Consider the following 18,712-nt stretch of genomic DNA (forward strand, 5'->3'; position numbering starts at 1 on the left):
ACCGAAGCCATTTGCCAAATCCGCGCATTCGCGGCAAAGTATCTCTCCACGCCATGCATCCTGCGATGCGGGGGAGACAATCATGAAGCTTTTGCAATGCGCCGTGATCGCCGCAGCTGGCGTGACGGCTTATGCCAGCGCGCAAACACCCGGCCAGGATCAAGGGGTGCCCACCGTGACGCGCGGCGCGCCCACCTATGAGCCGTATATCCCGCCGGCGCTGCGCAAGCCGCTGCGCGACGCCGGTGCCAGCGCGGTGCTGCTGCGCTACCAGCCGATGCAAAAGCTGAGGAAACGTTTTGACGCCGCCGACCTCGACGGTAACGGCATGCTGAGCCGCGACGAAGCGCGCAGCGCCGGCCTGGGCGTGGTCGACAAGAACTTCGACCACATCGACACCACCCGCCGAGGCAAAGTCAGCTTTGACGATTTACAGACCTACCTGATCCAGCGCCGCGAAGAAGCGCACTCGCGTTAAGCAGGCGGCGCGTCGCGTCGCGGCAGCGTCAGGCTGAACACCGCGCCCTCGCCCGGCGTGCTGTGCAGCGTCAGGCTGCCTTCGTGGACCTCCGCCAGCTGGCGCGAGATGTACAGGCCCAGGCCCAGACCGGCCGGCGCATCGCTGCCGACGCCGCGCTCGTACGGCTCAAAAATCTTCGCCTGGTTTTCCGGCGCGACACCGGGACCGCAATCGCGCACGTCCACGCGTGCCCAGTCCTGCTCCACCGTCAGGCTGACGCTGACCGGCTGCTGGCAGCCGTAGCGCATCGCATTGGTCAGCAGGTTGACCACGATCTGCTCGATACGGAACTCATCCCACCAGCCGCTGACCGGCGTGCTGGCCTCCAGCGTGATGCTGGTGCCGGCGGTGGTGGCTTGCGGCGTCAGATCATGCACCACCCGGCGCAACAGGCCGGACAGCTCCACCCAGCCCGGCCGCAGCGACAGCTTGCCGCTGCGGATGCGCGACACATCCAGCATGTCGTCGATCAGCCGGATGATGCTCTGGATCTGGCGGTCGTCACGCGCCACCATGCGCTGCAACTGTTCGGCGCCGAAGGCGGCCATATTGCCGCGCTCCAGCTGCATCTTGCGCAGCTGGGTTTCCAGGTACAGCGTATTCAGCGGCGTGCGCATCTCGTGCGACACCATCGACATGAATTCATCGCGCATCAGCAGCGCGCGCTCCAGCTGCGCCTGCATCTCGGCCTGCTGCTGGCGCGCCAGCTCCAGCGCCTCGACCTGGCGGCGCATCGCCTCGCGCGCCTCGTACAGCGCCACGAACACCTGCACCTTGCCCTTCACCGCACGTGGATCGAGCGGCTTGTACAGCACATCCACCGCGCCTGCCTCATAGCCCTTGAACGAATAGTTCAGCTCCTTGCCGGCCGCTGTTACGAAGACGATCGGGATCTGTCGTGTCTTCTCGGTGCCGCGCATCAGCTCGGCCAGCTCGAAACCATCCATGCCCGGCATCTGCACATCGAGGAAAGCCATGGCGAAGTCGTGTTGCAGCAACAGCGCCAGCGCCTCCTCGCCGGAGCCGGCCTGGAACACCTCGCGCCCGTCGCCGCGTATCAGGGCATTCAGCGCTTGCAGGTTCTCCGGCAGATCGTCGACGATCAGCAGTTTGGTGGGGGATGCGTCTTGCATTAATTGTTCTCCAGCATCATCAACAGGGTGTGTATCTCATCCAACGGCAAAATCAGGTCCGGCTGGCGCAGCCGGATGGCTTCCCGCGGCATGGTCGGCACTTCGGCCTCCTGCGGGTCCTGCACCACGGTCAGGCCGCCTGCCGCGCCAATCGCGGCCAGCCCGGCGGCGCCATCGTGATTGGCGCCAGTCAGCAGCACGCCGACCAGACCAGGGCCATAGGCATCGGCTGCGGATTCCATCAAATAGTCAATCGCCGGACGGGCAAAATGCAAGGGTGCTTCGCAGCTCAGCGAGAAACTGCGGTCGCGTTCCACCGACAGATGGTAGCCCGAACCAGCGAAGTATAGCGTTCCGGAAGACACTTCTTCCTTGTCGCGCGCTTCGCGTACAGGCAATTTCATGCGCTGCTGGAATACCCCGGCAAGGTGGCTCTGGCGTCCATCCGGAATGTGCAGCACCGCCACCATGGCGCAATGATAATCTGCCGGCAGGCCGGGCAGCAGGCGCAGCAGGGCGCCGACGCCGCCGGCCGAGGCGCCGATCACCACCGCCTCCACCTTGCGGTCTGCCAATGCTGCCTGGATATGCGAGGTGCTCATGATCAACGCTTGCGGAACAGGCGCTCGCGCTTGAGGACGGGCTCGAAGCTCGGTCCGTAGGCGGAAAAGTCGATGCTTTCCTTGCTGCCCAGGCCGAGGAAGCCGCGATGGCACAGCGATTCGTGGAACAGGCCGAAGGCGCGCTCCTGCAACTTCTTCTTGAAATAAATCATCACATTGCGGCAGCTGATCAGATGCGTTTCAGCAAACACCGCGTCGGTGGCCAGGCTGTGGTCGGCAAAGGTGACGTTCTCGCACAGCGCACTGTCGAACAGCGCGGCGTTGTAGGCGGCCGTGTAGTAGTCGGAAAAGCTGCGCGTGCCGCCGGCCTGCTGGTAGTTATGCGTGTACTCGCGCATCGCCTCCAGCGGAAACACGCCCTTGCGTGCCTTCTCCAGCGACTGCGGGTTGATGTCGGTGGCGTAGATCATGCTGCGTTCCAGCAGGCCTTCTTCCTTGAGCAGGATGGCCATCGAATACACTTCCTCGCCGGTGCTGCAGCCGGCGATCCAGATCTTCAGCGACGGATAGGTGCGCAACACCGGCACCACATGCTCGCGCAAGGCGGCAAAGTAGGTCGGGTCGCGGAACATCGAGGTTACCGGTATCGTCAGGTATTGCAGCAGCTGGCTGAAGGCGGCCGGTTCATGGATGATGCGCGCCTGGAGCGCCGAGATGCTGTCGCAGTCCATCTCGCGCATCGCGTGCAGCACGCGGCGCTTTTGCGAAGCGCCGGTGTAGTCGCGGAAATCGTAGCTGTACTTCATGTAGATCGCTTCGATCAACATCCTCAGCTCGATATCGGTGTCGCTGTGATGCATATCAGCTCCGTTCGGCGTTCGGCATCCAGACGCGCAGCAGCGAATACAGGCGTGACAGATCAATCGGCTTGGCCAGGTAGTCGCTGGCGCCGGCCGCCAGGCACTGCTCCTGGTCGTCCTTCATCGCCTTGGCGGTGATGGCGATCACCGGCAGGCGAGCGAAGCGCGGGTCGTCGCGCAGGCGGCGCGTGGCTTCCAGGCCGTCCATGCCCGGCATCATCACGTCCATCAGCACCAGGTCGATATCGGCCACGGTATCGAGTTTTTCCAGTGCTTCGTAACCGTTGCGGCCGACTTCCACCAGCGCACCTTTCTGTTCCAGCGCGCTGGTCAGGGCGAAGATGTTGCGCACATCGTCGTCCACCAGCAGGATGCGGCGGCCTTCAAATACGCGGTCGCGCGCACGCACCGTCTTCAGCATGCGCTGGCGTTCGCTGGACAGGTCGGCTTCCACCTTGTGCAGGAACAGCGTCACTTCATCCAGCAGGCGCTCCGGCGAACGGGCGCCCTTGATGATGATCGAGCGCGAGTATTTGTGCAGGTCGGCTTCCTCGGCGCGCGACAGGTTGCGGCCGGTGTAGACGATCACCGGCGGGAACGCCGCCAGCGATTCGCCCGCCATGCGTTGCAGCAGTTCGTTGCCCTGCATGTCCGGCAGCTTGAGGTCGATAATCATGCAGTCGTAGACGGTGGTGCGCAGCAGCGCCAGCGCTTCCTCGCCGCTGCCGACAGCGACGATTTCAACATCATCGTCAGAGATCAGCTGCACCACGCTGTCGCGCTGGCGGTCGTCATCTTCCACCAGCAGCACGCGCTTGATCTTCTGCGTCAGCTTGGTTTCGATGCGGCGGAACACTTCCATCAGCTGCTCGCGCGTGGTCGGCTTCAGCGCGTAGCCGATCGCGCCCAGGTGCAGCGCGGCTTCGCCGTTGTCGGAACCGGATACCACGTGCACCGGGATATGGCGGGTTTGCGCATCGTCCTTCAGCAGTTGCAGCACCGACAGGCCGGAGCGGTCCGGCAGGCGGATGTCCAGCATGATCGCGTCCGGCCGGTATTCGCGCGCCAGCGTCAGGCCTTCATCGGCGTCGAAAGCGACCAGGCAGAGGTACTGCTTCTCGTGCGCCAGGTCGTACAGGATGCGGGCAAACGTGGCGTCATCCTCCACTACCAATACCAGGCGGCCGCGCGGTTCTTCGCCGGCCTGCAACAGCAGGCGGTCATCGTCGAAGGCGCGCGGCACCGGCACGGTCGGCGCCGGCGTTGGCGCCGGGACGTCCGGCAGCGGCGCATGGATGATTTCCACTGCGGCGGCATTGTTGTCCGAGGTCGAACTGCCGGCACGCGGGCCCGGCTCCGGCGCGGTCCAAGCCAGCGGCAGCGTCAGCGTGAAGCAGCTGCCCTTGCCCGGCTCGCTGACCAGGCTGATGCTGCCGCCCAGCAGTTGCGCCAGGTCGCGCGAAATCGACAGGCCCAGGCCGGTGCCGCCATACTTGCGGCTGGTGGTGCCATCGGCCTGCTGGAAGGCGTTGAAGATGCCTTGCTGGTCTTCGGCACGGATGCCGATGCCGGTGTCCTGCACCGAAAACGCCACCTGGCCGGCGCCGGCCGGCTGCGCCGTCAGCGTGATCTGGCCGCTGCTGGTGAATTTCAGCGCGTTCGACAGCAGGTTTTTCAATATCTGCTCCAGGCGCTGGCGGTCGGTGACCATGTGCTCGTTCAGACCTTCGGCCACCTTCATCTGGAAGGCCAGCTTCTTTTGCTGCGCCAGCGGCTCGAACACCATGGCCATGCCTTCAACCACGTGGCGCACCGGCATATTCTCCGGCACCAGGTCCAGCTTGCCGGCTTCGACCTTGGAGATGTCGAGAATGTCGTTGATCAGGTTCAGCAGGTCGTTGCCGGCTGAATAGATGGTGTTGGCGAAGCGCACCTGTTCTTCGTTCAGGTTGCCCTGGCCGTTTTCCGCCAGCAGCTTGGCCAGGATCAGCGAGCTATTCAACGGCGTGCGCAGCTCGTGCGACATATTCGCCAGGAACTGCGATTTGTACTGGCTGGCGCGCTCCAGGTCGCGCGCGCGCTCTTCCAGGTCTTGCTGGGCCTTCAGCAGTTCGGCATTCTTCTGGTCCAGTGCCACGCCCTGCTCGTTCAGCTGTTCGTTGGTCTGCTCCAGTTCGGCCTTCTGGTTTTCCAGGCTGGCCTGGGATTCTTCCAGCACGCGCGACTGTTCTTCCAGCTCTTCGTTGGCGGTGCGCAGCTCTTCCTGCTGCACCTGCAATTCCTCGTTCAGCTGCTGGGTTTCGGCCAGCACTTCCTGCAGGCGCTGGCGCGAATGGCTGGCCTCGATGGCGCTGCCGATATTGCCTTTCACCAGCGTCAGCAGGTCGACATCGCGCTCGGTGATCGGGCGCAACAGGCCCAGCTCGATGACGCCGTTAATATCGCCATCGCTGTCGACCGGCGCCAGCAGCACGCTGGCCGGCGCGCCGCCGCCCAAGCCGGAGGCGACCTGGATGTAATCGGATGGCAGCGGCTCCAGGCGGATCACGCGGCGTTCCAGGGCCGCCTGTGCCACCAGGCTCTCGGCCGGCTTGAACTGCTGGTCGCGCTGCTCCCAGGCATCGCTGAAACCGTAGGACGCGACGCGGCGGAAGCTGCCGTCCGGCGCGCGCAGGTAGAGCGCACCGACCACCACGCCCATGTAGCGCGCCAGGAATTGCAGCAGCGTTTGCGACAGCTGCGGCAACGCCAGCTGGCCGATGCCCTGCTGCGCCAGCTCGCTCTGGCCGGTGCGCAGCCAGGCCTGCTGTTGCAACAGCTTGGCGTGCTCGGCGTGGTCGTCCAGCGCGCGCGTGTAGACGCGCGACAAGCCGGTCAGCTCGCGGCGGCCGAACCAGGCCAGCACGCCACCCACACCCAGCGTCAGCAGCAGATACACCACCGCCACCGTGGTGGTAACGGTACGCGATTCGTCATTGCGCTCCTGGCGCATGCGGACTTCGGTATTGACGAACAATTCCAGCTGGCGGCGGATCTCGTCAAACTGCGCCTTGCCGCGCGCGGTCTTGATCGGGCCGGTGACATCGCCGCTGGCGGCGCGCAAACGTATCATTTCCTGGGCATACAAGTCCCATTGCTGCTGCTGGTATTGAATCGTGCGCAGCCGGTCGACCTGGGTCGGATTGTCCTTGACCAGCACCATCAGGCCGTCGATATTGGCGGCCACACGCGGCTTGGAGACGATATACGGCTGCAGGAAGGACTCATCGCCGGCCAGCAGGTAGCCGCGCATGCCGGTTTCCATGTCGACCATTTCCTTGCCTATCTGATTGGCGTTGCCGATTACCCGTTCGCTGTGCTCGACCCAGTTCATCGTAGTTATCAGATAAGCAAGCAGGATAACAAACACGCCTGCGCTGACAACCCCTGCGGCCAGCGGCAAGGTAACGTTACGAACAAGGATGCGACGGAAACCGCGGTCGTCCATCATGGTGGAATTTGGCATGGTCTGGGCCAGATTAACTTGAGAATCGATAAGTTTATCTCAAACACAAGTCTTACCACGGCTGATTTCAATCGTGCGTGAGGGAAATAACATATCCCCCACGCAAATTTTCGCTAAGCGGCCTGTTTTTCACCGTTATCGTGCCAGATGACGCCGTCGGCACGGACGGTGGTGCGGTTGAGGATGCGGCGGGTGTTCGGCGTGATCGGCGTCGCCTTGTGAGCGACACGCAGGTTGTCGGCCACCACCACGTCGCCCGGCAGCCAGTGGTGGCGGTAAGTGGCGCCGTCACGCGAATAGTGCCGGTCGACCGCTTCCATCAGCGCGCGCGAGTGGTCGGGGCCGTGGCCCAGCACGCCGGCGGTGAGGCCGATGTTCAGGTACAGCGCCGGCACACCGGTTTTCGGATGCTTCAGCACCAGCGGATGCATCACGCCGTTGCGGTGCGCCGTGTGCAGGCCATCGAATTCCTGCTGGATGTCCGGCTGCAGCTCGGCATACGCCTGTTGCAAGTCGGTGAACAGCGTGTCGCCGCCCTCCTCGGACTGCACTTCCGAGTACCAGAAGCTGATCGGCGTCGGATCCTCGCGGAACGAACCATCCGAATGCCAGTAGCGGCCGACCTCGACGTGGCCATCCTCCGGACGGCTGGCGACGCGGAAGATCTCCGGCCAGCCCTGCAACTGGCCGCGCATCGTCGGGAAAGTCTCCAGGCTGCCAAACAGGCGGCTGGCAGCGATCTGTTCCGGCGGCGTGAACGACTGGTCGCGTATCACCAGCATGCCATATTGCAGTAGCGCGGCACGCAGCTGTTGCGCCATGCTGTCATCTGCCAAGCGCAAATCGGCACCGCTGATTTCAGCGCCAAAACCAACAGAAAGTGGGGTGATGTTCATACTAATCTCCTAAAGCATTTGAGTATGAAATGACTATAATCCCGCACCGATCTGCTGATAAGATAGTCAAATTCGCTTACACCTTTGCGCAGGACGCAACATATGGATAGATTCGCGGAATTGAAAGCTTTCTGTTTGGTCGCCAGCAATGGCGGCTTTTCGGCTGCCGCGCGCCAGCTGGGCGTGGCCACCTCGTCGGTGACGCGGCTGGTGGATGCGCTGGAACAGCGCCTCGATACGCCGCTGCTGAACCGCTCGACGCGCAGCATCACGCTGACCGACAGCGGCCGCAACTACTTCGATCACGCCACACACATCCTGGCGGCGCTGGACGAAGCCGATGACGCCGCCGCCGGCCGCGACGCCGAACCGGCCGGAACGTTGCGCATCGCCGCCCCGGTCACGCTGGCGATCCGCTACATCGCGCCCTTGCTGCCTGAACTGCGGCGCCTTTATCCACGGCTGGAACTTGATTTGCGCCTCAGCGACGCCATGAGCAATATGGTCGATGAGGCGATCGACGTCGCCATCCGTATCGGCAACCCGGAGCAGCAGCCCAACCTGATCGCCCGCAAGCTGGCAGGCCATAGGCGCCACATTGTCGCCAGCCCGGCCTACCTGGCGGAACACGGCGCGCCACCGGCGCCAGACGCGCTCAGCCAGCACAACTGCCTGCTGTTCGCCTACGGCGGCAATCGCGCCACCTGGCGCCTGCGCAATGCCGACCTGGCCACGGAGGTTGATGTCAGCGGCAGCCTGCAAGTCAACAATTCGGAGATGCTGCGACAGGCGGCGCTGGGAGGATTGGGCCTGGCACTGCTGCCGGGCTGGCTGGTGCAAGCCGACCTGGACGCCGGCAGGCTGGTGGCCGTGCTCGGCGAGTACCAGGCCAATCCTGGGGAGATGGATGTGGGAATTTATGCGGTGTACCCGGCCAACCGGCGTGGCGCATCGAAGATACGCGTGTTCACCGACCTGCTGGCCGAGTCCCTCAGCAACGCTCCCGCCCACGCGGGAGTCCATGCGGAGCATGGATTTCCGCGTGCGCCGGAATAACGGGCTTTAGTGCTTGCCCTCGGCGTCGATCTGCTTGCGGATCTTCGCTACCTGGCCGGCGTTGGCCGCCGATGCCTGGTTGCCCCAGTTTTGACGGACGAAGGTCACCAATTGCGCGGTTTCCTCATCCGACAAACGCCACGCGAAGCCCGGCATGCCCAGCTCCGACGGTGCGCCCTTGGTGGAAGGCAGCTTGCTGCCCGCCAGGATCAGGCGGATCAGCGAGGTCGGATCATCCGACAGCACTGATGGATTGCCCGCCAGCGCCGGGAACACCTTGGCGTTGGAGACAGCATCCGTGCGATGGCAGGCCGCGCAGTTGTCCAGATACAGCTGCGCCCCGCGATTTTCCTCGCGTCCGGCGCGCAGTGCCTTGGCGGTGACATCGCTAACCGCATAACGCGCCTTCTCGTCCGGTCCGGGCGTCAGCGACTTCAGGTAAGTCGCCATCGCCTTCAGATCCTCCGGCGTCATTGCCTGCGTGCTGTGCGCCACCACATCGGCCATCGGCGAACCGACCACGGCAGAGTGCGCGTTACGCGCCTTGCTCAGCGTATCGACGATATCCTGCTCGCTCCAGCGCCCCAGGCCACCGGCCGGATTGCCGCGCAGGTTGACCGCCAGCCAGCCATCGATGACCGGACCTCCGGACAGGAACAGCGGATTCGACTCGTCCTGCGCCAGTTCCTGCTGCGTCGCCGCGCGCGGCGTATGGCAAGCGCCACAGTGCCCCAGCGACTGCACCAGGTAAGCACCGCGCGCCAGTGCTTCGCTCTGGTACTTGCTCAGCACCAGCGGCTCGACAGCAGGTGCGTAGGTCTTGCGCCAGATCGCCAGCGGCCAGTTGATCGACAACGGCCAGGCAATCGCATGTCCCTTGTTGGCAGACGCTACCGGCTGCACGCCATGCATGAAGTAGGCGTAAAGCGCGCGCATGTCGTCATCGGTCACCTTGGCGTACGATGGATACGGCATGGCCGGATACAGCGTCGCCCCCGAAGGCGCAATGCCATGCCGCACGGCGCGGTCGAAGTCGTTCAGGCTGTAGTTGCCGATGCCGCTCGCCTTGTCCGGCGTGATGTTGGAACTGTAGATCGCGCCGATCGGCGTCGCCATCGACAGGCCACCGGCAAACTGCTTGCCGTTCGGCGCCGTGTGGCAGGCCACGCAGTCCGCCGCCACCGCCAGGTAACGGCCTTTCTCGATCAGCTGCGCATCCGGCGCCGATAGGTTGAACGTACCGGGGCCGATGTCCTTGGTGGCAGTTGCCTGCGAAGCGTAGATGAACGCACCCGCCACGCCAACCACCACCACACCGGCGACGACCAGCAAACCTTTTGTCATATTGTTCATGTCGTCGTCTCCTTACGCCTGCACCAGCGGGCCTGGGTTCTTCAGATACAGCTCGCGGACCGCCTTGGCGCACCAGTAGGTCAGCGCGCCAACCATGCCGGTCGGGTTGTAGCCGTTGTTTTGCGGGAAGGCGTTCGCGCCCGGTGCGAACACATTCGACACATCCCACGATTGCAGATAGCGGTTCAGCGCCGAGGTCTTCGGATCGCTGCCCATGATGGCGCCGCCGCAGGTGTGGGTCGACTGGTACTGCGTGACGTTGTAGTGGTCGCCGTCCTTCTTGGCGTCGCCCTTGATCGCTTTCGGGCCGAGCACCTTGCACATGTCCGACGCTTTCTCCACCAGGTACTGCGACGCCTTGATCTCGTTGTCATGCCAGTCGAAAGTCATGCGCAGCAGCGGACGGCCGAAGGCATCCTTGTAGGTCGGGTCCAGGCTCAGGTAGGCGTCCTGGTAGGCCATGCACGAACCCTGCACTTCGTAGTAGAACGAATGGCGGAAGGCTTCCTTGACGCCTTTCTTCCAGCCGCTGCCCCAGTTCGGCACGCCCGGCGCGGTGGCGATGCCACGCACCGGACCGCCGCCCGGCTGGCGTGCCCAGACGATGCCGCCGCCGATGAAGCCGGTCTTGGCGCTGTCGTTGCGGTTGCCGTTCAAATCGTCGATGGTGGTGCCGCCGCCGCCGATGCCCATGAACTGGTTGGCCTGCACGGTTTCATCGAAGAACAGCGAAACGCGGTTCAGGTTCTGGTACGAATAATTGCGGCCGATGGTGCCGGTGTTGCTGACCGGGTCATACGGCACGCCGATTCCCGACAACAGCATCAGGTGCACATTGAACAGCGAGAACGCACACAGCAGCACGATATCGGCCGGCTGCTCGGTTTCACGGCCCTGCGCGTCGAGGTAGGTAACGCCGGTGGCCTTCTTCTTGTCGGCGGTCAGGTTGACCTTCATCACTTGCGCCAGCGTGCGCAGCTCGAAGCCCTTGCGGCCACGCAGCACCGGCAGGATGCAGGCGTTCGGGCTGGCCTTCGAGTAGTTCAGGCAGCCATAGTCGGAACAGAAGCCGCAGAAATTACACGGCCCCATCTGGCAGCCGTACGGATTCACATACGGGCCGGATGCGTTCGACGCCGGAATCGGATACGGGTGATAGCCCATCTCGCGCGCCGCCTTGTAGAACAGTTCGCCACCGAGGTAATTTGGATTCGGCGGCAGCGCGAATTCACGTGCACGCGAACCTTCAAACGGATTGCCGCCTTCCACCACCTTGCCGTTGATGACGCCGGCCTTGCCCGAGGTGCCGCACACGTATTCAAAATGGTCGAAGTGCGGCTCCAGTTCTTCATAAGTGACCGGGAAGTCCTGGATGGTCATCTCTTTTGGAATGAACTTCTTGCCATAGCGCTGCTCGATATTGCTGCGCACCTTGAAGTCTTCCGGCAGTGCGCGGAAGTGGCAGCCGGACCAGTGGCTGCCGGCGCCGCCGACGCCGGTGCCGGGTTTGAACGAGCCCATCTGGCGATACGGCACGGCGGAGTCATTCACGCCATGACGGATGGTCACGGTTTCCTTGTTCAGCGATTGCAGGTATTTACGGTGCACCGAGCCTTCCAGCTCATCCACCACGCGCGGATAGGCGAAGTCCGGCTGCGTGTCGCGGTCCGGACCACGCTCCAGGCACACCACATTCAGGCCGGCGTCAGTCAGCTCCTTGGCCATGATGGCGCCAGTCCAGCCCATGCCGACAATCACGGCGTCTACTTTGTTTTTTACGATAGTCATAATCATTAACCCCTGCGTCCAGCCAGATCGACCGGGCCGATCGGATACGGTTTGTCACGAACTTCCACCCAGTCCAGATAGTCGGCGCGCATGCCGGGATAGCCGATCATCTTCCACGCGCCCATGTCCTTGTTGCCGCCGTGTTTAGGATCGGCGAAATAGCCGTTGCGCGTCTCGTTCAGCAGGTTGGTGAAGAACAGTTTGGCCGAAATATCTTCCAGCTTCAGCTTGCCGCCTTCGCAGCCCTTGAGGATTTCTTCCTGCTGCTTGCGGTCCAGGTCGGCAAACGCCTTGCCGCCGAACTGCGAGGCGCAATAGCCATCAACGTTCTTGATGCCGACGCGGAGGATGTCGCGCAGCGGCAGCTTGCCCTGGTAGCCGAACTCCGGCTTGGCGCTGACGTACGGGCCTTGCATATACCAGATATCGCCAGCCGCATAGGGCGTCTGCATATGGCGGTCGAGGAATTCCAGCACACCCAGCTCGATGGCGCCGGGACCGTGCTCGTCATGCGGAATCAAACGATCCACTGCGGCGCTGAGGAACTTCCACTCAGTTTGATTAAAGAACGCCGGCGTGTAAGTATTCGGCTTGCCCTCCGGTGCGTTGGCGTCGGCCGCCGTGGCCGGCTGCAGCGCGCGCACCACACCGGTGGCGGCAGCCGCGCCAATCGGCACGAACATCATGGTTTTGATCAGGCTCCGCCGCGACGGCGACTGTGTGTCGTCAGACATGTCTTTCTCCTCGGTTTATAAGACTTCAGGGTTGCTGCGCGCTGCGCGCTTCCCATCGGTAGCCGACCCCGTAGACGGCCGAAATCGCTTCGGCCAGGCCAGCTTCTTCCAGTTTCCGGCGCAGGTTCTTCACATGCGTATCGATCGTGCGGTCATGCACGATGCGCCGGTCCTCGTACACCCAGCTGCGCAAGTCATCACGTGACAAGGCCTTGCCGGGCGCATCGCGCAAACGTTTCAGCAAGCGCAGCTCCACCGGCGTCAGCGCCAGTTCCCTGCCATGCACGAAAGCGCGCATGCCCTGGTCGTCGATCTGCAAGCCCGGCTGCGGCGTGCCGGCCGGGCGGCGCCGCAGCACCGCCCTGACCCTGGCCACCACTTCGCGCGGGCTGAAGGGCTTGCAGATGTAATCGTCGGCGCCACTGTCGAGGCCGTCGAGACGGTCCTCTTCCTGCGCGCGCGCGGTCATCATGATGACCGGTATATCGCTGTTGGCGCGCAAGGCGCGGCACAGGCTCAGGCCATCCATGCCGGGCAGCATCCAGTCCAGCAGGATCAGGTCGACATCGCCGCCGGCCACCGTGGCCTGCACCGACAGGCCGTCGTGCAGGGCGCTGGCGCGATAGCCGGCCGCCTGCAAATAGCTGACCAGCAGGCGCGCCAGGCGCTGTTCATCTTCGACCACCAGTACGTGCTGCGGCTTCATCAGGATTCTCCCGCCAGCGGCAAGGTGATGCGGATCGACAGGCCGCGTGGCACGGCGGTGTGGGTATGCGTGGCGGTGATGCTGCCGCCATGCGCCTCGACGATGCTGCGGCAGATCGACAGGCCCAGGCCGCTGCCGCCGGTGGCGCGGCTGCGTGCGCGGTCGCCGCGCCAGAAGCGTTCGAACAGCATCGGCAGGCCGGCATCGCTGACGCCGACGCCGTTGTCGGACAAGGTCAGCACCGCCTGACTGCGCAAGGTGTGCAGACCGATGCCCAGCTGGGTGGCGCCATCGGCATGCCGCAGCGTGTTGTTGAACAGGTTGCGCAGCAGCTGGCGCAGGCGCACGGTATCGCCGTCGACCATCATCACCTCCGGGCTGTCGACGATGATTTCCATGCCGGCTTGCGCCAGCGGCTCGCCCCACTTGTGGATTTCATTGCGCAGCAGTGCGGCCAGGTCGAGCGGCTCGCGGCGGTAATTGAAGGCGCCCACTTCGGACAGCGTGATCTGGCGCATATCGTCCACCAGCCGGCTTAGTGTGGCGACCTCGTCCAACAATGCCTGCAGGCTGTCATTGTTGATCGGCTCGATGCCATCCTCCATCGCTTCCAGCTGCGCCTGCAAGACGGACAGCGGTGTGCGCAGCTCGTGCGAGATGTCGGCCATGAAGTGGCGGCGCAGCGCCTCGTTACTTTCCAGCGTGGCCACCATCAAATTGAAGTTGCGCGCCAGCGTGCCCAGCTCATCGCGTTGCGCGTGCGGCACACGCACGCCGTAATCGCCTTCGGCCACCTTCGACGCTGCGGCGATCAGGCGCCGCGTTGGCGCCACAAAGCTGCGCGCCAGCAGGATCGCTGCCAGCGCCGCCAGCACCAGTGTCGCCAGGCCGATGAACAGGCTGTCGCGCTGCTGCTGCGTCTGGAAAGTCAGTTCGGCTTCTTCCTGCAAGCCGCGTAGCGGCGCACCGGCCAGCGTGCCGACCGCCACGCCGTTGACCAGCACCGGCTGGTAGCGCAGGTCGTCGCCGGTTTGCAGGTTGCCGGCCAGATGGTTGCCCTGCATATCGTACAGACCCAAACGGCGCGGGGCTTTGTCGGGAACAGCGTAGTAGATGGAATCGCCGCCGGGACGCGGCGACGTCGCGCGCTCGCGGCCGATGGCGCCGGTGTAGCGCTCCCAGGCGGCGCGGTTGTGCCGGATGAAGTCCCAGTTGCCGTGCTCCTGGTAGGCCTGCGCGAACTCATAGGCCATCGCTTCCATGCGGCGCGCCTCGACTTCGTTCAGGTAACCCTGGAAGCCGCGCTTGAAACTCCAGCGCGTGCCCAGCCCTACCCCCACCGCCGTCAACACACTGACGATCAGCAAGGAAAGAAACAAGCGGGCAGTGATACCGATCTTGACCATCAGGCCATTTAGCCACGACGGCAGGCCGCCTTCAAGCGTGCTGGCGGAAACTACCGTAATTCTTCACAGAAACTCCACATTGTTGTGGAAGTGTATAGTGTCAGCCGCGCGGCAACGTTACAGCAAAGACAACGTGCGGCGCATCATAGCGGTAAACGATGTCGCCGCCGTGCTGCTGCACGATCTGCTGCGCGATGTGCAGGCCAAGACCCAGACCGCCACGGTTACGTACATTCCCGACCGAGGCGTGCTTTAGCGGACTGTACAGCGTGGGCAGCAGCTCGGCCGGTATCGCCGGCGCCACGTTGCGCACTTCCAGCAGTACCGCGTCGTCGCGCTCCGTCATCAGCACCTCGATCGTCTCGCCATGCGTGCCATGATGGCGGGCGTTGCTGACCAGGTTGCTCACCACCTGCATCATGCGGTCGCCGTCAACCTCGGCCACCAGCGCGGCCGGCAGGCTGGCGTCGATGCGCAATTCCGCGTAGGCGGTGCGCACTTCATCCAGCAAATCCTGCAGCAGCGGCACCAGGTCGACCTGGCTGCGCGCCAGGCCCAGGCCTAGGCCGCCGTTGATGCGGCTCATGTCCAGCACCTGGCTGATCAGGCGCTCCATGCGCGTGCTGGAGGCCTGGATGCGGCTGCTCATGGTGCTGGCGGCGCCGCCATGTTGCAGCACCGTGGCCGCCATATTGATCGAATGCAGCGGGCCGCGCAGGTCATGGCCCAGCATTGCCAGCAGCTGCGCGCGGGCGCGGTCCGTCTCTACATGTTTGGCGACGCTGGCGCGGTGCATCTCGCCCAGCAGCTGGCTGGCTGCCAGCTTTTCAGCTGCATCCCACGACACGGCGCGGCCACGCACCATTTCGCGCCACTCGTCGAAGGAACCGCGTGGCGTCAGGCGCGGGCCCAGCGGGCCGATGCGCACGACTTTTTCCGGACGACCGGCCCAGCAGATGGTGTGGATCTGTTCGCGGCGCAAAGCCAGCAACCAGCCCGAGGTGGCGGGATCGAAGCGCAATGCCAGCAAGCCGGCCCACGGCGCCAGCAGCGGCCGGATCTGCGGCGGCCAGTCACCAACGGCGGTGTACTCGACCAGGTCATGGCCCTCTGCCGGCAACGACGCCACGATGTGCGCGGCCAAATCAGCGCTGATATCGCCATGCACCACCAGCTTACCGTACTGGGTAACAATCAATGCCTCGGCCTGCAAGGACTCGCACAGCGCCGGCGCATGTTCCAGCAGCGCGCGGGCGGGCTCGTCGTGGTGCAGCAGGGTCTCCATGACGCGCGTGCGCACCTCGGCCGACCGCTCGACCAGCCTGGCATTCGCGCGCGCTTCCATCGACTGCACCAGCGAAGCAATCACCTGCGCCATCACATCGGCTGCCATGCGCACCGAGTACGGCACCTGCAACGGTGACATATGGTGACAGGCCAGCAAGCCCCACAGGCGACCAGCAACCACGATCGACACGCTCATCGATGCGCCTACGCCCATATTCTGCAAATACTCGATGTGGATCGGCGAGACGCTGCGCAGCACGCTATGGCTCAGGTCCAGCGGCACATCGCCGGGACGGCCCAGCAGCGGCGATGGCGTGTAGTTGATGTCGGCAATCAGCCGCAGCGTGTTGATGATGTACAGCCGACGCGCCTGCGCTGGAATGTCGCTGGCCGGATAGCGGCGGCCCAGGTAGGGTTCCAGGTCCTCGCGGCGCGACTCGGCAGTGACGTCGCCGCTGTCGTCCAGGTGGAAGCGGTAGGCCATCACGCGGTCGAAGCCGGTGATGGCGCGCACCTGGTCGGTTGCCAGCTGCAACAGCGCGTCGATGGATTTCTGTCGCTTCAAGCGATCGATGGCGGCGTGCGCCTTCAGTGCAAAGGCGGCGACGGTGTCGCTCGGCGTGTCGCGGCGCTCAAATTCGATGATCAGGCGGGCGTGGTAAACATGCACGATGCAATCAAACCGCACCGCGCCAACGCTGACTTCCAGCGCAGTGGCCGGCGCCTCGCCGTCCTCGACGCCATCCAGGCATTCGGCCACAGCCTGATGGACTTCGGCCGGCAGCGGCAGCGCAGCCAGTGGCGTGTTTAACACAAGTTTCAAATTCAACAACTGCGGGCTGTTGTCGCTCCAGCCCAACAGAATACCGTCGGCGTCGAAAGCCAGCAACGCGCCATGCGGCTGCACGCTGCCAGGAATGTGGATAGGCTCATCCGCACAATTGTCCAGCGTGACGGGATCGATCGCTTGCATTGCGCGGTATCGCTTTCAGAGGGTAGGACTATGATTTTATCACTCTGAAGTCAACACAGATAGGCCAACGCACGTTATGTTCGCTACCGTACTTATAGATGCTCTAGCGGGACAACGTAACATTGTAGGTTTTGCCGGAGATACGCACGTTCGACAGCTTCAGCCCTTGTACATTGTGGATGAACCATGGCTGGTTGCTGTTGCTCGGATCGCCGAAATCGCTGTCGCTGATGCTGACGTTGGTGATCGGCGCGATCGCCGCCTTGCCGGCGCCGTTGTAGCTGGTGGCCAGCGGTCCCAGTAGCACAAAGGCCTGGTAGCAAGAGTGCCGTGTGCCGCCCACTTGCACATTGGCAGCGCGGATGCCGCTGATGTGCACGTCCGACACTTGCGGTGGTCGGATGCGCATGACGTCATCCGCCGGCGCGTAATCGCAATCGAAGACAATCACCGCGCCGCCGCCAGCGGAAGCAATATCCGGCCCGACTTCGGAATCCGGCAGGCGCTTGCTGAACATCGGCTGCGTCTTCACGCCGTTCGGCAGCGTCAGCTTGCGCGCGTACAGATGGCGCAGATAGCCGCCACGGTTCATATTGGTCTTCAGCCGGATCGCCGACCACAGCGGATTGCTGGCCCAGTGCACGTTGCGGAACTCGACGTTCTGCACATACACGTTCTCGATGCCGGCCGCCATCTCGCTGCCCAGCGTGACGCCGCCGTGGCCGCTGTTCATCACGGAATCCTGGATGACGATGTTGCGGCTCGGGCCGAATTGCGTATCCAGGTTCTTGCCGGATTTGATAGCGATGCAGTCGTCGCCGGTGTTAAAGGTGCAGCCTTCGACCAGCACATGGTCGCAGCCATCCGGATCAAAGCCGTCGCTGTTCGGGCCGAGGCTGTTCATCTGCACATTGCGGAACCAGACATTGCGGCAGTTGACCGGATGATGCAGCCAGAACGGCGCGCCTTCCACGCGATAGCCCTGCAACTGCACGTTGGTGCAGCCGATGAACTGCACCATGCACGGCCGCAGGAAGTGGCCGATACCAAACACGCGCCGCGCCACCGGCACGCCCGCCTCCGACAGCGCCGGCAGGAAGTAGTGGTCCGAACGCCAGGTCTCGCGGCCACCTTCGATCTGCCGCCGCAGCGCCGGGTCCAGCGATGGCGCCAGCGCATCCAGCGTGGCCGGATTGCGCGGATTGACCACGCTCTGGCGATCATCGGGCGGTGCGCCGTCCGCCTTGTGGCCGGCCCAGCCCCACCAGCAATCCTTGCTGTCCTTGAACGGCACGCCGCCCATGCCATCGATGACGCTGCCTTCATCGCCAGTGAGGGCGATGTTCTGCTGGCCATACGCATAGACCAGCGGCGAATAGTTCAGGCAATCGTTGCTCTGCCAGCGCGAGATGGTCAGCTTGCCATTCGCTCCGCAATCGACGTCGCCATCGCGTGCGTAATCGAGCGGATTATTGTTGAAGTACAGATGTGCGCCAGCTGACAGGTGCACGTGCACATTCGAGCGCAGCACCATCGGGCCGCAGCACAGCCAGTTCCCCGCCGGGATCACCACCCTGCCGCCGCCCGCCGCATGACAGGCGTTGATGGCGGCCTTGATGGCGCTATGGCTGTCCGGCGCACCGTCCACCGGCGCGTTGACCTTGCCCGGCTTGCGATAGCCGGCAAAGCCGTCCACCTGCGCCACGTCGCAAGGCTTGGCGCCGTAAGCGGTGATGACAAAATCCTGCTGGAGGAAGGTGATCGGCTGCCTGCAGCGCGCGATGATCGCGTCTGCTTCGGCCCATGGATCACGCGCCGTGGTGGCAGCAGCCTGGACGACACCCAACGGCAAGCCGAAGCCGGCCATCACGCCGGCGCCTGCACGGACGAAATCACGCCGGCGCAGGTTGAAAACTGGTTCACGCAAGATAA

14 protein-coding genes are annotated in these 18,712 nt (G+C 63.9%); 2 read left to right on the forward strand and 12 right to left on the reverse strand.

Annotated elements, in window-relative coordinates; genetic code table 11:
• Nucleotides 1-82 precede the first annotated feature (82 nt).
• Entirely contained in the window at nucleotides 83-478 is a 396-nt protein-coding gene (locus BLS51_RS13645) for an EF-hand domain-containing protein (RefSeq protein WP_229207694.1), read from the forward strand.
• Here BLS51_RS13645 and BLS51_RS13650 read toward each other — a convergent pair.
• The 5 genes from BLS51_RS13650 to BLS51_RS13670 form a co-directional block, all read right to left on the reverse strand.
• Entirely contained in the window at nucleotides 475-1,653 is a 1,179-nt protein-coding gene (locus BLS51_RS13650; RefSeq protein WP_090189011.1) for a hybrid sensor histidine kinase/response regulator, read from the reverse strand. The genes BLS51_RS13645 and BLS51_RS13650 overlap by 4 nt on opposite strands.
• Nucleotides 1,653-2,255, reverse strand: a complete 603-nt coding sequence (locus BLS51_RS13655; RefSeq protein WP_090189010.1) for a chemotaxis protein CheB — start codon at nucleotides 2,253-2,255, stop codon at nucleotides 1,653-1,655. The genes BLS51_RS13650 and BLS51_RS13655 overlap by 1 nt, the downstream gene beginning before the upstream one ends.
• Before the next feature lie 2 nt (nucleotides 2,256-2,257).
• The gene (locus tag BLS51_RS13660; protein WP_090189009.1) at nucleotides 2,258-3,076 is read right to left on the reverse strand and encodes a CheR family methyltransferase; all 819 of its coding nucleotides are present in this window, start codon (nucleotides 3,074-3,076) and stop codon (nucleotides 2,258-2,260) included.
• 1 nt (nucleotide 3,077) lies between these two features.
• Entirely contained in the window at nucleotides 3,078-6,581 is a 3,504-nt protein-coding gene (locus tag BLS51_RS13665; RefSeq protein ID WP_090189008.1) for a response regulator, read from the reverse strand.
• A gap of 113 nt (nucleotides 6,582-6,694) precedes the next feature.
• Nucleotides 6,695-7,477 carry a TauD/TfdA dioxygenase family protein gene (locus BLS51_RS13670; RefSeq protein WP_090189007.1) on the reverse strand — a complete coding sequence of 261 codons (783 nt, stop codon included), beginning with the start codon at nucleotides 7,475-7,477 and terminating at the stop codon, nucleotides 6,695-6,697.
• Between the two features lie 102 nt (nucleotides 7,478-7,579).
• Between BLS51_RS13670 and BLS51_RS13675 the strand changes: the two genes are divergently transcribed.
• Nucleotides 7,580-8,533: a LysR family transcriptional regulator gene (locus tag BLS51_RS13675; RefSeq protein ID WP_090189006.1), complete on the forward strand. Its 954-nt coding sequence runs from the start codon at nucleotides 7,580-7,582 to the stop codon at nucleotides 8,531-8,533.
• A gap of 6 nt (nucleotides 8,534-8,539) precedes the next feature.
• Here the strand turns inward: BLS51_RS13675 and BLS51_RS13680 are convergent, their stop codons facing one another.
• From BLS51_RS13680 to BLS51_RS13710, 7 genes are all read right to left on the reverse strand, one after another.
• On the reverse strand, nucleotides 8,540-9,886 hold the full coding sequence (locus BLS51_RS13680; protein WP_090189005.1) for a cytochrome c: 1,347 nt from the start codon (nucleotides 9,884-9,886) through the stop codon (nucleotides 8,540-8,542).
• Between the two features lie 12 nt (nucleotides 9,887-9,898).
• On the reverse strand, nucleotides 9,899-11,674 hold the full coding sequence (locus tag BLS51_RS13685; protein WP_090189298.1) for a GMC family oxidoreductase: 1,776 nt from the start codon (nucleotides 11,672-11,674) through the stop codon (nucleotides 9,899-9,901).
• Nucleotides 11,675-11,679: 5 nt separating this feature from the next.
• The gene (locus BLS51_RS13690) at nucleotides 11,680-12,408 is read right to left on the reverse strand and encodes a gluconate 2-dehydrogenase subunit 3 family protein (protein WP_090189004.1); all 729 of its coding nucleotides are present in this window, start codon (nucleotides 12,406-12,408) and stop codon (nucleotides 11,680-11,682) included.
• Between the two features lie 25 nt (nucleotides 12,409-12,433).
• Complete coding sequence (locus BLS51_RS13695) at nucleotides 12,434-13,114, reverse strand: response regulator (protein WP_090189003.1); 681 nt, start codon at nucleotides 13,112-13,114, stop codon at nucleotides 12,434-12,436.
• Nucleotides 13,114-14,520 carry an ATP-binding protein gene (locus BLS51_RS13700; RefSeq protein WP_090189002.1) on the reverse strand — a complete coding sequence of 469 codons (1,407 nt, stop codon included), beginning with the start codon at nucleotides 14,518-14,520 and terminating at the stop codon, nucleotides 13,114-13,116. Before BLS51_RS13700 ends, BLS51_RS13695 begins: the two co-directional genes overlap by 1 nt.
• Before the next feature lie 100 nt (nucleotides 14,521-14,620).
• Nucleotides 14,621-16,780, reverse strand: a complete 2,160-nt coding sequence (locus tag BLS51_RS13705) for an ATP-binding protein (protein WP_090189001.1) — start codon at nucleotides 16,778-16,780, stop codon at nucleotides 14,621-14,623.
• A gap of 103 nt (nucleotides 16,781-16,883) precedes the next feature.
• Nucleotides 16,884-18,707, reverse strand: coding sequence for a glycoside hydrolase family 28 protein (locus tag BLS51_RS13710; RefSeq protein ID WP_229207693.1), 1,824 nt, complete (start codon nucleotides 18,705-18,707; stop codon nucleotides 16,884-16,886).
• Between the last annotated feature and the right edge of the window lie 5 nt (nucleotides 18,708-18,712).

This window comes from Duganella sp. OV510 (genome assembly GCF_900100205.1).
Lineage (GTDB): Bacteria > Pseudomonadota > Gammaproteobacteria > Burkholderiales > Burkholderiaceae_D > Rugamonas.